This window comes from Streptomyces sp. Z26, from assembly GCF_003665095.1.
Taxonomy (GTDB): domain Bacteria; phylum Actinomycetota; class Actinomycetes; order Streptomycetales; family Streptomycetaceae; genus Streptomyces; species Streptomyces phytohabitans.
In genome coordinates this window covers 6,258,510-6,272,070 of record NZ_RCHV01000002.1, presented here as the reverse complement: position 1 = coordinate 6,272,070, position 13,561 = coordinate 6,258,510, and the positions used below count along the sequence as shown (strand labels likewise).

Annotated in this window: 14 protein-coding genes; 8 read left to right on the top strand and 6 right to left on the bottom strand. The window is 73.1% G+C overall.

The window, feature by feature from the left end:
- Positions 1-21 precede the first annotated feature (21 nt).
- Both D7M15_RS27190 and D7M15_RS27185 read right to left on the bottom strand, forming a co-directional pair.
- Complete coding sequence (locus tag D7M15_RS27190) at positions 22-792, bottom strand: DUF2064 domain-containing protein (RefSeq protein WP_121519904.1); 771 nt, start codon at positions 790-792, stop codon at positions 22-24.
- Positions 789-1,454 carry a glycosyltransferase family 2 protein gene (locus tag D7M15_RS27185; RefSeq protein ID WP_121519903.1) on the bottom strand — a complete coding sequence of 222 codons (666 nt, stop codon included), beginning with the start codon at positions 1,452-1,454 and terminating at the stop codon, positions 789-791. Before D7M15_RS27185 ends, D7M15_RS27190 begins: the two co-directional genes overlap by 4 nt.
- Before the next feature lie 124 nt (positions 1,455-1,578).
- Here D7M15_RS27185 and D7M15_RS27180 point away from each other — a divergent pair, with 124 nt between their 5' ends.
- The 7 genes from D7M15_RS27180 (at position 1,579) to cysD (ending at position 7,707) form a co-directional block, all read left to right on the top strand.
- Complete coding sequence (locus tag D7M15_RS27180; RefSeq protein ID WP_121519902.1) at positions 1,579-2,376, top strand: response regulator transcription factor; 798 nt, start codon at positions 1,579-1,581, stop codon at positions 2,374-2,376.
- Positions 2,369-3,475, top strand: a complete 1,107-nt coding sequence (locus D7M15_RS27175) for a HAMP domain-containing sensor histidine kinase (protein ID WP_121519901.1) — start codon at positions 2,369-2,371, stop codon at positions 3,473-3,475. The genes D7M15_RS27180 and D7M15_RS27175 overlap by 8 nt, the downstream gene beginning before the upstream one ends.
- Before the next feature lie 64 nt (positions 3,476-3,539).
- Positions 3,540-4,439, top strand: coding sequence for a sulfotransferase (locus D7M15_RS27170; protein ID WP_165906339.1), 900 nt, complete (start codon positions 3,540-3,542; stop codon positions 4,437-4,439).
- Positions 4,436-4,915: a hypothetical protein gene (locus D7M15_RS29275; protein ID WP_165906338.1), complete on the top strand. Its 480-nt coding sequence runs from the start codon at positions 4,436-4,438 to the stop codon at positions 4,913-4,915. The genes D7M15_RS27170 and D7M15_RS29275 overlap by 4 nt, the downstream gene beginning before the upstream one ends.
- Positions 4,915-6,153 carry a glycosyltransferase family 4 protein gene (locus D7M15_RS27165; RefSeq protein ID WP_121519900.1) on the top strand — a complete coding sequence of 413 codons (1,239 nt, stop codon included), beginning with the start codon at positions 4,915-4,917 and terminating at the stop codon, positions 6,151-6,153. The genes D7M15_RS29275 and D7M15_RS27165 overlap by 1 nt, the downstream gene beginning before the upstream one ends.
- Before the next feature lie 7 nt (positions 6,154-6,160).
- Positions 6,161-6,724, top strand: coding sequence for an adenylyl-sulfate kinase (cysC, locus tag D7M15_RS27160; protein ID WP_121521511.1), 564 nt, complete (start codon positions 6,161-6,163; stop codon positions 6,722-6,724).
- Positions 6,721-7,707, top strand: coding sequence for a sulfate adenylyltransferase subunit CysD (cysD, locus tag D7M15_RS27155; RefSeq protein ID WP_121519899.1), 987 nt, complete (start codon positions 6,721-6,723; stop codon positions 7,705-7,707). Before cysC ends, cysD begins: the two co-directional genes overlap by 4 nt.
- Before the next feature lie 33 nt (positions 7,708-7,740).
- Here the strand turns inward: cysD and D7M15_RS27150 are convergent, their stop codons facing one another.
- The 4 genes from D7M15_RS27150 to D7M15_RS27135 all read right to left on the bottom strand — a co-directional run bounded on the left by D7M15_RS27150 (position 7,741) and on the right by D7M15_RS27135 (position 12,090).
- Positions 7,741-8,556 carry a carbohydrate ABC transporter permease gene (locus D7M15_RS27150; RefSeq protein ID WP_121519898.1) on the bottom strand — a complete coding sequence of 272 codons (816 nt, stop codon included), beginning with the start codon at positions 8,554-8,556 and terminating at the stop codon, positions 7,741-7,743.
- Entirely contained in the window at positions 8,556-9,518 is a 963-nt protein-coding gene (locus D7M15_RS27145) for a sugar ABC transporter permease (RefSeq protein ID WP_206337432.1), read from the bottom strand. Before D7M15_RS27145 ends, D7M15_RS27150 begins: the two co-directional genes overlap by 1 nt.
- Positions 9,519-9,524: 6 nt before the next feature.
- Positions 9,525-10,856, bottom strand: coding sequence for a sugar ABC transporter substrate-binding protein (locus tag D7M15_RS27140; protein ID WP_240649519.1), 1,332 nt, complete (start codon positions 10,854-10,856; stop codon positions 9,525-9,527).
- A gap of 133 nt (positions 10,857-10,989) precedes the next feature.
- Complete coding sequence (locus D7M15_RS27135) at positions 10,990-12,090, bottom strand: NAD-dependent epimerase/dehydratase family protein (RefSeq protein WP_121519897.1); 1,101 nt, start codon at positions 12,088-12,090, stop codon at positions 10,990-10,992.
- 106 nt (positions 12,091-12,196) lie between these two features.
- On the opposite strand from D7M15_RS27135, the gene D7M15_RS27130 reads away from it, so the two are divergent.
- On the top strand, positions 12,197-13,396 hold the full coding sequence (locus D7M15_RS27130; protein ID WP_121519896.1) for a thiolase family protein: 1,200 nt from the start codon (positions 12,197-12,199) through the stop codon (positions 13,394-13,396).
- Positions 13,397-13,561 lie beyond the last annotated feature (165 nt).

Genomic DNA, 13,561 nt, shown 5'->3' with positions numbered 1-13,561 from the left:
CCTGCGGCCCGGAGGGCGCGCTCAACGGGCCACCGCCGGGCGCAGTTCCGCGTACGCGGCGGCGAACCGCGTACCGCCCCCGTACGCGTGGCCGTCGTCCACCGCGCCGTACGTTCCACCGTCCGCGCGCGGGGCGGCGCACTGCCCCGCGACCTCCGCCGCGTCACGGGCGGTGTCCACGTCGCGGAGCACCGGCAGGTCGCGTACGGACAGCCCGGCGTCCACCAGGCGGCGGCGCTGCACGGCGCCGGTACGGGCGACGGACATCGGCACGCCCCGGATCAGGGCGGGGTCGGGCTCGGCGAGCCCCAGCGCCCAGAAGCCGCCGTCCGCCGCCGGGCCGAACCACGCGTCGCACCCGTCCCAGGCGTCCGGCGCGGTCACCGGCCGCAGCAGCCCGGGGGTGAGCTGCGGGGTGTCCATGCCGAGGAGCAGGGCGGGCCCGTCGCACCCCGCGAAGGCGGCGGCGATGCGCGCGTCGAGGCCGCCGTCCGCCTGCGGTACGACCTCGAATCCGGCGTCCGCGGGCAGCCACGGGCCCGGTGCGCCGTCCAGGACGAGCACTCTGCGGCGCGCGGGTACGACGGCGGCCAGCGCGAGGGTGTCGGCGAGCGCGGCGGCGGCGAGCGCGGCGCCCTGCTCCGGTGTGTACGGCGGGGTGAGCCGGGTCTTCACCCGGCCGGGTACGGGCTCCTTGGCGAGTACGAGCAGCGTCGTCGGCCCCTCCGGCCCGGTGCGGGCCGCCGCGCCGTCGTCCGGCCCGCCGCTGTCACGCCGTACGCCGCCGGTCATCGCAGCACCGCCCGCATGTCGCGTACGGCCTGGAAGGTGCCGCGCCAGGTGCCGGTCACCTTCGAGACGCCGGTGCGCGGCAGGTACGGGACCTCCGTCTCCTGAATGCGCCATCCCGCGTCGGCGGCGCGCACCACCGTCTGCAGCGGGTAGCCGCTGCGCCGGTCGGTGAGCGCCAGGTCGAGCAGCGGGCGGCGGCGCGCGACGCGCATCGGCCCGAGGTCGTGCAGGCGTACGCCGGTGCGGCCGAGCACCATGCGGGACAGCGCCCGGTTGCCCGCGCGCGCGTGCAGCGGCCAGGCGGCGCGGGTGACGGGCCTGCGGCGGGCCAGTACGAGGTCGGCGGCGCCGTCGCGTACGGGCGCGGCCACCCGCGGCAGTTCGCCGGGGTCGAGGCTGGCGTCGCAGTCGCAGAAGGCGACCAGTTCCGCCGTGGCCGCCTCCAACCCGGCGTGGCAGGCGGCGCCGAACCCGCGGCGCGGCTCGTGCACCACGGTGGCGCCGTGGGCGCGGGCGATGTCGGCGGAGCCGTCGGTGGAGCCGTTGTCGACGACGAGAGGGCGCCAGCCCTCCGGGATGCGGGCGAGTACCCACGGCAGGGCGTCGGCCTCGTCGAGGCAGGGGAGCACGAGGTCCCCGTACGGAGGCTGGATGTCGGTCATCTCCCTCACCCTACGAGTGCAATTCGGACCAATCGGACTCTGCCTCCTTACGAAACACGGACATCGCCCGCTCCGCGCGCCCGGGGACGCCGCCGGTGTCCGGGTACCTGCGAAACTCGGCCGTATGCAGCATTCGCCTCCCCGCCGCGTCCTGGTGGTCGACGACGACCCGACCGTCACGGAGGTCGTCGCCGGTTACCTCGACCGGGCGGGTTTCACCGTCGACCGCGCCGCGGACGGCCCGGAAGCACTGCGCCGCGCCGAGGCGGCGCCGCCCGACCTCGTCGTGCTCGACCTGATGTTGCCGGGCCTGGACGGCCTCCGGGTCTGCCGACTGCTGCGGGAACGCGGACCGGTGCCGGTGGTGATGCTCACCGCGCGGGGGGACGAGGAGGACCGCGTCCTCGGCCTGGAGGTCGGCGCGGACGACTACGTGACCAAACCGTTCAGCCCGCGCGAGCTGGTCCTGCGCGTGGACGCCGTACTGCGCCGCGCGGGCGCCGCCGACCCGGACGGGCCGCGGCTCCACGGCGGCGGCATCACGTTGGACCCGGGCGCCCGTACGGTGTCCGACGCGCGCGGGCCGCTCGCCCTCACGCTGCGCGAGTTCGACCTGCTGGCGCACTTCCTGCGCCATCCGGGGCGCGCGTTCAGCCGGGAGGAGCTGATGTCGGCCGTCTGGGGCTGGGAGTTCGGGGACCTGTCCACGGTGACGGTGCACGTGCGGCGGCTGCGGCACAAGGTGGAGGCCGACCCCGCCCGACCCCGGCTGATCAGCACGGTGTGGGGCGTCGGCTACCGCTTCGACGCCGTCACCGGCGACGGTACGGGCGCGGGTACGGACGCTGGTGACGCCACGGACGCGGACACCGGTCCCCACGGCGCGCCCGATCCCCGTACGGAGGGCGGCGCCCGTGCGTGACCTGCTGCTGATCGCGCTGTACGCGGCGGCGGGCGCCGCCGCCGTGGGCCTGGCGGGCGCCGTGGCGCTGCGCGTGCTGCGCCGCCGTTCGATGGCGGTGTCGCTGGCCCTGCTGACCACCGTGGCGGTGGGGTCGATGCTGGCGGGGACGCTGTCGGTGGCGTGGGCGATGTTCCTGTCGTCGCACGACCTGACCGTGGTGACGACGGTGTGCGCGGTGGCCGCGGTCGCCTCGACGCTGACGGCGCTGCTGCTCGGCCGCTGGGTGATCGGCGGCCACCGCGACCTGGAGCGGGCCGCGCACACCCTCGGCGAAGGGGGCGGCTTCGCCCGCCCCGCCACGCCGATGCCCGCCGAACTCACCTCGCTGGCAAGCCAGTTGGACGACGCCAGCACCAAGCTGGCGGTCTCGCACGAACGGGAACGCGCCCTGGAGGCGTCGCGGCGCGAGCTGGTCGCCTGGATCTCCCACGACCTGCGGTCCCCGCTGGCCGGGCTGCGGGCGATGGCCGAGGCCCTGGAGGACGGCGTCGCGGACGACCCCGGCCGCTACCACCGGCAGATACGCGGCGAGGTCGAACGGCTGACGTCCATGGTGAACGACCTCTTCGAACTCTCCCGCATCCAGGCGGGTTCACTGACCCTCAACCCCACCCGCGTCTCCGCGTACGACCTGGTGAGCGACGCGATCGCGGGCGCCGGGCCGCTCGCCGCGGAGCGCGGCGTACGGCTGGCCGACGACGGGGTGGAGGCCGTACCCCTGGAGGCGGACGGCAAGGAGCTGACCCGCGTACTGGCCAACCTCCTCGTCAACGCCATCCACCGGACGCCCGCCGACGGCACCGTCGCCGTCTCGGCCCGCCGGGCGGACGACGCCGTGGTGCTGGCGGTCACGGACGGCTGCGGCGGCATCCCGGCGGCCGACCTGCCGCGCGTCTTCGACACCGGCTGGCGCGGCACCGACGCCCGTACGCCGCCCGGCGGGGCGGGGCTGGGGCTGGCGATCGTGCGGGGGATCGTGGAGGCGCACGCGGGCCGGGCGACCGTACGGAACGTGCCCGGCGGCTGCCGCTTCGAGGTCACGCTGCCGCGGGCCTGATGTTCATGGTTTCCTCAGGGTTCCCGGCTTGACCGGGTTTTTGCCCGATGCCTAGCCTTCGACGATGAACTTCCGACGGACCGTGAACTCGACCCTGCGCAGGACCACCGGCATGGAGCTGCGGAGGGTGGCCAAGCCGGGCGCTCCGTCGGCCGCGCCGAAACCCGCGGCCCCCAAACCGGCCGACTTCCGGCCGACGGCCGATCCCGAACTCGACCGGCTGCTGCGGAAACCGGTGTTCATCATGTCCGCCGTACGTTCGGGATCGACACTCCTCCGGGTGCTCCTCGACGGGCACTCGCGGCTGCACGCCCCGCACGAACTGCACATCCGGCGGCTGACCGTGGGCTACCAGACGTCCCTCGCCAAACGGTCGATGGACGTCCTCGACCTGGACACCCCCGACCTGGAGCACCTGCTCTGGGACCGCGTGCTGCACCGTGAAGTGGCCAAGAGCGGCAAGGAGTTCATCGTCGACAAGACCCCCAGCAACGCGTTCGTCTGGAAGCGCATCGCCGCCTGCTGGCCGGACGCGCGCTACGTCTTCCTGCTGCGGCACCCCGCCTCCATCGCCCGCTCCTGGCACGAGTCGGACCCGGAGAAGCGCCCGTTGGACGTCGCCACGGAGGACGCCCTGCGCTACATGAAGGCCGTCGAGCGGGCCCGCGGCGGCCTGTCCGGGCACACCGTGCGGTACGAGCAGCTGACGGACGACCCGGCGGCCACGGTGAAGGGCATCTGCGACTTCCTCGACATCGAGTGGGAGCCGGGCCTGCTGGAGTACGGCAAGCGCCCGAAGCAGGACCTCCAGCGCGGCCTGGGCGACTGGCGGGAGAAGATCCGTTCCGGCAGCGTGCAGCCGGGCCGGGACCTGCCCGACGCCGCCGACGTCCCGGAGAACCTGCGGGAGATCTGCGCCGCCTGGGGCTACGACGCCGACCGGGCGGGCGCCCGCAGCGAATGAGCCCGCACGCGGAGATCGAACGGGTGTGGCCGCGCGACGGCCGCATCCGGCTCGTGGGCGCGCTGCACGGCCACACGCCGGGCGGCGCGGCGGAGTCGTGGCAGCTGCTGCTCGTACGCCGGGACCACGGCGACGAGCGGCTGCGCTACGACGCTCCCCTGGACGGCGCCCGCTTCGACGCGTCGCTGCCGGTGGACGACCTGGCGCTGGACGGGCCGCCCTCGGCCGTCTGGGACCTGTACCTGTCGTCCGGTCCCGGCCCGGGTGAGCTGCGGTTGCGGGCGGGGCGGCATCTGGACGACATCCGCGGCAAGAAGAAGATCATGGTGTTCCCCGCGCAGTCGGTGACGACCGACGAGTACGGCACGGTGGTCCGGCCGTTCTACACGGTGAGCGACAACCTCTCGGTCGAGTGCGCCTCGGGGGAAGTGCCGCCGCACTACTGGGAGGTCGAGAACCCGGAGTGGGTCGACTGATGAGGATCCGCTACCTGCTGCTGCACGCGTACGGCACCGGCGGCACCATCCGTACGGTCATGAACCAGGCCAACGCCCTCGTCGCGCGCGGCCACGACGTCGAGCTGGTGAGCGTGCTGCGGCACCGCGACGAGGTCCGCTTCCCGCTGGACCCGCGGGTACGCGTCACCAGCCTGATCGACGAGCGCGGCACGGCGGACGGCGCGGACGACGCGGGCCCGCACGCCGGGGGCGGCGCGCCCCCGGCGGAGGGTTGGCGGGCGGCGCTGGGCGCGCGCCGGGACGCGGCGCTGGCCCGGTCGCGCCCGGAGCTGGTCCCGGCGGGCGAGTTCGGCGCCCGGTACTTCAACCGGTACGTGGAGCGGACCGTGGCCCGCCACCTGCGCCAGACCACCGGCGACGTGCTGGTGTCCACCCGTCCCGCGCTGAACGTCCTCGCCGCGCGGTACGCGCCGCGGAGCATGGTCCGGGTCGCGCAGGAGCACATGAACCTCTCCGTGCACCGCGCGGACGTGCGGAAGGCCATCGCGGCGCACTACCCGGCGTTCGACGCGGTCGCGGTGCTGACCGAACGGGACCGGGCGGAGTACGCCGCGCTGCTGCCGCGCACCCGCGTCGTACGGATCCCCAACGCCGTGCACTCGTTGGACCAGCAGCCCGCCGACCACGGCTCCCGGATCGCCGTCGCGGCGGGGCGGCTCTACCCGCAGAAGGGCTTCGACCTGCTGCTCCCGGCGTTCCGGCAGGTCGTCGAACGGCATCCCGACTGGCAGCTGCGGATCTTCGGCGTCGGGGAGCGGAAGGGGGAACTCCGGGCACTGATCGAGGAATTGCACCTCTACAACCACGTGTTCCTCATGGGGCACACGTCCCGGCTGGACGACGAGCTGGCGAAGGCGTCGCTGTACGTGCTCAGCTCGCGTTTCGAGGGGCTGCCGATGGTCATGATCGAGGCGATGGCGCACGGACTGCCCGTGGTCGGCTTCGACTGCCCGACCGGGCCGTCGGACGTGCTGACGGACGGGAGGGAGGGGATTCTGGTACCGCCGGAGGACGTGGAGGCCCTCGCCGGTGCCATGAGCCGCTTGATGGGCGACCGCGCGCTGCGCGAGAAGCTGGGCGCCGCCGCCCTCCGGACGGCACGGGACTACTCTCCCGCTGAGGTGCACCCGCGGTGGGAGAGTCTCTTCTCCGAACTGCTGGGTGCCGCCCCCGGCGGAACCGAACGAGAACGATGACGAGGCGATGACGAACAATACGGCGATTCCCGCTCACGAACGCGGTGCGACGGTGTGGTTGACGGGTCTGCCCAGCGCGGGGAAGACGACGATCGCACGGGCACTGGCGGACCGGTTGACCCAGGAGGGCCACCGGGTCGAGGTCCTCGACGGCGACGAGATCCGCACCTTCCTCTCCGCCGGCCTCGGCTTCTCCGCCGAGGACCGCGACACCAACGTGCGACGTATCGGTTTCGTCGCCCGACTCCTCGCCTCCCACGGCGTCAAGACGCTCGTCCCCGTCATCGCCCCGTACGCCCGCAGCCGTCAGGCCGTACGCGACCGGCACGACGAGACGGGCACCACGTACCTGGAGATCCACGTGGCCACTCCCGTCGACGTCTGCTCCACACGCGACGTGAAGGGCCTCTACGCGCGGCAGGCGACCGGCGACCTCACCGGGCTGACCGGTGTCGACGACCCGTACGAGATCCCGGAGCACCCCGACCTGCGCCTCGAGACGCACGACCGCACACCCGACGACACGGCGTCCGCGCTCCACGCGCTCCTCGCCGAAAGGGGACTCGCATGAGCGGCAGCGACCGTACGGACGACGCGGCGCGGGCGGGAGACCCCTCCGGGCACGCCTCGGGGGCGGGCGGGCAGGCGGGGGCCGAGCGGTACGGGTTGTCGCATCTGGAGGTGTTGGAGTCGGAGGCGGTCCACATCTTCCGGGAGGTCGCGGGCGAGTTCGAACGCCCCGTGATCCTCTACTCCGGAGGCAAGGACTCCATCGTCATGCTCCACCTCGCCCTCAAAGCCTTCGCCCCCGCACCCCTGCCCTTCTCCCTCCTCCACGTCGACACCGGACACAACTTCCCCGAAGTCCTCCACCACCGCGACCACCAAGCCGCCCACCACAACCTCCGCCTCCACATCGCCCACGTCCAGGACTACATCGACGACGGACGCCTCCGCGAACGCCCCGACGGCACCCGCAACCCCCTCCAAACCCTCCCCCTCCTCGACACCATCACCACCCAACGCTTCGACGCCGTCTTCGGCGGCGGACGCCGCGACGAGGAAAAAGCCCGCGCCAAAGAACGCGTCTTCTCCCTCCGCGACGAATTCGGCACCTGGAACCCCCGACGCCAACGCCCCGAACTCTGGCAGCTCTACAACGGCCGCCACTCCCCCGGCGAACACGTCCGCGTCTTCCCCCTCTCCAACTGGACCGAACTCGACGTCTGGCAGTACATCGCCCACGAGAAGATCGAACTCCCCACCATCTACTACGCCCACACCCGCCAGGTCTTCCACCGCCACGGCATGTGGCTCGCCCCCGGCGACTGGGGTGGCCCCCACGACCACGAAACCCTCCAGACACGCCACGTCCGCTACCGCACCGTCGGCGACATGTCCTGCACCGGAGCCGTCGACTCCCACGCCGACACCATCGACAAGGTCATCACCGAAATCACCGCCTCCCGCCTCACCGAACGCGGCGCCACCCGAGCGGATGACAAACTCTCCGAAGCCGCCATGGAAGACCGGAAACGCGAGGGGTACTTCTGACCGGCGCCGCCCCCGTACGGCTCACGACCGGGCTCACTTGAGGCCGGTGAGGGCGATCCCGCGGACGAAGTAGCGCTGGCTGAAGACGAGGATGAGCGCGGTCGGCACGAACATGAGCACCGAACCGGCCGCGGTGAGGTGCCAGAGCGTGAAGTGCTCCTGGTTGAAGAGGGTCAGCCCGACGGGGATGGTCCGCATGTCCTCGCTGCTGGTGGCGACGAGCGGCCACAGGAACTCGTTCCACTGGAAGGTGAACGTGAAGAGCCCCAGCACGGCCAGCGCGGGTTTCGTCTGCGGCAGGACGATCCGCCGGTAGATGGCGAACTCGGAGGCGCCGTCCACCCGTCCCGCGTCGATGAGGTCGTCCGGGACGGGCTGGATGAACTGCCGCATCAGGAAGATCCCGAAGCCGTCCATCAGGAACGGCGTGACGAGCGCCTGGTAGCTGTCGAGCCAGCCGAGGTCGGACATCATCACGTACAGCGGGATCATCCGCACGAACAGCGGAATCATCAGCGTCGCGAGGATCGCGGCGAACAGCGTGTTCCGGAACGGGAAGTCGAACTTCGCGAAGACGTAGCCGACCAGCGGGTCGAAGAGGAGGTGGGCGAGCGTGATGCCGCCCGCGACGACCAGGCTGTTGACGATGAAGTCCGCGAACGGCGCCTCCTCGAACAGCGTCGCGTAGTTCCCCCACTGCGGCGACTCCGGGAGGAGCACCGCCTCACCGGACAGCGTCTCGCCCTCGGTCTGGAGGGACAGCGCGACCATGTAGAGCAGCGGTACGACGGTGAGGGCGCTGGCCACGACCAGCAGCGTGTAGACGGTGACGCGTACGGTCCGGTCCATCAGTACCGCACCTCCCGCCGCCGCCCGGCGCGCATCTGGAGTGCGGTGAACACCATGATGACGATCAGCAGCAGCACGGACAGCGCCGAGGAGTAGCCGAAGTCCCGGCTGCGGAACGCCACGTTGAAGAGGTGGAACACGTACAGGTCGGTGCTGTCGGCCGGTCCCCCGTTGGTGATGATGTAGGCCTGCCCGAACGCCTGGAGGCCGGAGATCACCGCCATGACGGCGACGAAGAGGGTGGTCGGCGCCAGCAGCGGGAGCGTGATCCGCCAGAACCGCTGCCGGCTGCCCGCGCCGTCGAGGTAGGCCGCCTCGTAGTACACCTCGGGGATGCCCTGGAGCCCGGCCAGGAAGAGGATCATGGTGTAGCCGGAGATCTGCCACAGGGTGATCACGACGAGGGTGGTCAGCGGCGCGGTGTTGAGCCACTGCTGCGTGGGGAGGTCGAACTCCCGCAGCATCCTGTTGAGGATGCCGAGTTGCGGGTCGAGGATGTTCCGCCACAGCAGGCCGACGACGGCCACGGACGTCAGGTACGGCACCAGCAGCGCCAGCCGGAACAGCGCGCGCCCGCGCAGCGGCCGGTTGACGAGCAGGGCGAGGCCGAGGCCGAGGACGATCGCCCCGACCGTGGTGCCGACGGTGAACAGCAGCGTCACGACGAAGGAGTTGCGGGCGGCGGGGTCGTCGAAGGCGTCGACGTAGTTCCCGAGGCCGTCGAACTCGTCGGCCCGGGGGCCGGTGTGGAGGCTGGTGTGGACGACGTCGGCGATCGGCACGTAGTAGAAGACGGCGAAGAAGAGGAGCGCGGGCGCGAGGAAGAGGTACGCGGTGCGCGCCCGCCTGGCCCGCAGCGTGAGCGGCCCGCGCCCGAACGGCCCGCGTGCGAACGGCCCGCGCCGGTGGGGCCCGCGCCCCGGCCGCTCGGCGGGGGCGCGTTCCGTGGTCTTCGACGGCATGCGCCGCTACCCCCGGATCAGCTTGCGACCGGCACTCACGTACTCGTCGTACGCCTCCTCCACCGGTCTCCGCTGCATCACCACGCCCTGGTACAGGTTCCGGAAGAGGTCGACGGACAACTCCCCGTACCTCCCCGTCAGATAGGCGCCCCGGTACGGGTCTTCCGCGTACGTCAGCCCCTCCGCGAACGCCTTCGTCACCGGGTCGTCCCGCACCACCGGCTGACTCGTCCAGGATCTGCGGGGCATCAGCATTCCCTCCTTCTCCGTGACGGCGGTCTCCGTGCGCAGCGTCGTGAGCCTCTTCACCAGGTCCCAGGCCAGGTCCGGGTGGCGGGCCTTCGCCGGGATGAACACGCTGGTCCCGGCGAGGACGGTGGACCGGCGCCGCCTGCGGGGCACCTGCGCCACGCCGAGTTCCAGGTCGGGGCTGGACTTCCGGATCGGTTCCAGGTCCCAGGGCCCGGAGAGGATCATCGCGGTGCGCTCCGCCGACAGCAGCTTCTGCGGCCCGGAGTAGTCGGTGCCGGGCGTCGGCACGGCGGACACCTCGTGCTCGTGCACCAGGTCGGCCTGGAAGCGGAGCGCCTCGACGGCCGCGGCCCGGGGCGCCAGCAGCGCGCGGGACTCCGGGTCGTAGAGCCGTACGCCGTTCTGGAGCAGCCAGGGCCAGGCGTACGACTGGTCCTGGTTCAGGGCGATGCCGAACACGTCGCCCGTGGTGAGCCTCCTGCCGACCCGTACGACCTCCTCCCACGTGGTCGGCGGCGCGACGCGCGCGCGGCGGAACATCGCCTTGTTGTAGAGGAGCAGGCTGCACGTCTGGTGCAGCTGGATGCCGTACGTCTCGCCCCGGTGCTCGTTGTGGCGTACGGCGGCGGGCTGCCAGTCGTCCGGGTACCCCATGCGGGCGCCGTCCGCGTCCAGCCGGTCCTGGAGGCTCAGGACGTCGCCGCTGAGGGCGAACTCCTGGGTCCAGCCGCCCGGTTCCTCGACGAGGTCGGGCACGTTGCCGGAGGCGAAGTCGGTGAGGATGCGGGTGCGCATGTCCGGCCACTGGTACTTCTGCATCCGCACCGTGACGCCGTGCTCCTTCTCGAAGGCGGCGACGGCCGCGCGGTACGCGGCGTAGTCGTGGCCCGCGTTCCAGTACACGGAGACAGTCCCGGCACCGCCCCCGCCGCCACCGCCCCGGACCTCCGGGGCGCCCGCGCCGCAGCCGCCGAGCGGCAGGGTCGCGGCGGCGCCGCCCGCCAGGGCGAGCACCCGTCGCCGGGAGGGCGGGGCGGGGGCGCGGGAACCGTCGTGCGGGGTGTGCGGGGAGCCGGTGCGGGACAAGGGGGGCGCTCCTCTCGACGCGTGCGCCGTCGCACTGTCGCCCTCCCATTGCCACCGAGGGAGCGGGGGCCGTCAACCCTCCGCGCCGTCCGGGGTGCCGATCGCGTCCCCCGTACGGATTGTCGAGGCGGCGTCAGCGGTCGCCGGGGCCGGTGCCCGCCGCGGTCCCCACTTCCGGTCCGGTCTCCCGCAGCGGCGCCCGCGCGAAGCCCTCCATCCCCGCGCCGAAGCCGACCCGCGCCCGCCAGCCCAGCTCGGCCCGCAGCCGTTCCGACGACGCCGTGATGTGCCGTACGTCCCCCAGCCGGTAACCCCCCGTCACCTCCGGCGACGGGCCGCCGAACGCGCCCGCCAGCGCCGTCGCCATGTCCAGGATGGTGTGCGGTTCGCCGCTGCCGGTGTTGTACGCGCGCAGCTCCCCCGCCGGTCCCTCACCCCGCAGCGCCAGCGCCTCCAGGGCGGCGACGTTGGCCGCGGCCACATCCGTGACGTGCACGAAGTCCCGGCGCTGCGCCCCGTCCTCGTACACCTGCGGCGGCTCGCCGCGCTCCAGGGAGGAGCGGAAGAAGGAGGCGACGCCCGCGTACGGGGTGTCGCGCGGCATACCCGCGCCGTACACGTTGTGGTACCGGAGGCTGATCGCCCGCCCACCGGTCGCGCGCGCCCAGGACGCCGCCAGGTGCTCCTGCATGAGCTTGGTGGCCGCGTAGACGTTCCGGGGGTCGACGGGTGCGTCCTCCGCCACCAGCCCCGGCTCCAACGGGGCGCCGCAGTGGGGGCACGGCGGCTCGAAGCGGCCCGCGTCCAGGTCCCGTACCGTACGCGGGCCCGGCCGTACGGGCCCGTGCACCGGGCAGACGTAGCGGCCCTCGCCGTAGACGACCATCGAACCGGCGAGCGCCAGGGCGCCGACCCCGGCCGCCGCCATCCGCTCCAGGAGGACGGCGGTGCCGAGGTCGTTGTTGCTGACGTAGCGGGTGGCATCGTCGAAGCGGCTGCTGAGGCCGACGGTCGCCGCCTGGTGGCAGACCGCGTCTACCCCGACGAGCGCCCCGGCGACCGCGTCGGCGTCCCGTACGTCGCCGGGCACGGATTCCACCGCGCCCCCTCCGCCCACGGGGTCCCGTCGCCCCGCCTCCGTGTCGAACACCACGGGCTCGTGGCCCGCCTCCCGCAGAGCGGACACGACATGCGAGCCGATGAAGCCCGCCCCTCCTGTGACCAGTACGCGCATGTGCTCACGCTAGGCGCCGCGGCGCGCGCGCACGTGGCACCGCACCCGCACGTCAGTGATCCGTAAGGTCTGGCCACGCGATGCCGCCGGTGCCACGATCTGTGCCATGAACAACTACCGGCTCCGCGACGTGTACGTCGTCGACTCCGTCCGCACCCCCGTCGGCAGGTACGGCGGCGCGCTCGCCGGGGTCCGCCCCGACGACCTGGCCGCACACGTCGTCCGCGCGCTGCTCGACCGTACGCCCGACCTCGACCCGGCACTCGTCGGCGACGTGGTCTTCGGCAACGCGAACGGCGCGGGCGAGGAGAACCGGAACGTCGGCCGCATGGCCGTCCTTCTCTCCGGCCTGCCGCTCACCGTCCCCGGCAGCACCGCCAACCGCCTCTGCGCGTCCGGCCTCGAAGCCGTCGTACAGGCCGCGCGCGCGGTGGCCGTCGGCGACGCCACCGCCGTGATCGCGGGCGGCGTGGAGTCGATGAGCCGCGCCCCCTGGGTCGTACCCAAGCCGGAGCGCGCCTTTCCCGCGGGCGCCCCCGAGATGTACTCCACCACCCTGGGCTGGCGCATGGTCAACGAGCGGATGCGCCCCGAGTGGACCACCAGCCTCGGTGAGGGCGCCGAACTCGTCGCGGACAAGCACAAGATCACGCGCGAGGAGCAGGACCGCTTCGCCGCCGACAGCCACCGGAAGGCCGCGGCGGCGTGGCGCGACGGACTCTACGACGGCGAGGTCGCCCCGTACGACGGCGTCGAGCTGGCGCGCGACGAGACCATCCGGGACGGGAGTTCACCCGAGGCGCTCGCCCGGCTGAAACCGGCGTTCCGCAAGGACGGCGGCGGCACGGTCACGGCGGGCAACTCCTCGCCTCTCAACGACGGCGCCGCTGCGCTCCTGCTCACCGACGAGGAGGGACTCGCCGCCACCGGCCGCGAACCCCTCGCCCGTATCCGCGCCTCCGCGGTCACCGGCGTCGAACCGCGGCTCTACGGCCTCGGCCCCGTCGAGGCCGTCCGGCGCGCCCTGGCGAAGGCGGACCGCGGCTTCGACGACCTGCGTACGGTCGAGCTGAACGAGGCGTTCGCGGCGCAGGCGCTCGGCTGCCTCGCGGAGTGGCCGGAGCTGGACCCGGCACTCGTCAACCCGCGCGGCGGCGCCCTCGCCATCGGCCACCCGCTGGGCGCCTCGGGCGCCCGCATCGCGGGCGCCGTCGCCCACCAGCTCGCGGCAGCCGGGTCGGGCACGGGCCTGGCGGCCCTGTGCATCGGCGTCGGCCAGGGCCAGGCACTGGTCCTGGAACGCTGACCCGCCACCGGGACCCCGCGCCGGACCCCTGTGATGCGACCGCGCGGCCCCGGACCTGCACGGGACGGTGCCGGGCGGTGGGCGCGGCGGCGCACAAAGGGGTGAGCGAGCACGGCGAGGAGTGCGGTATTGTTCTCGTGCAGGCGGACGCGGGGGAAACCCCGG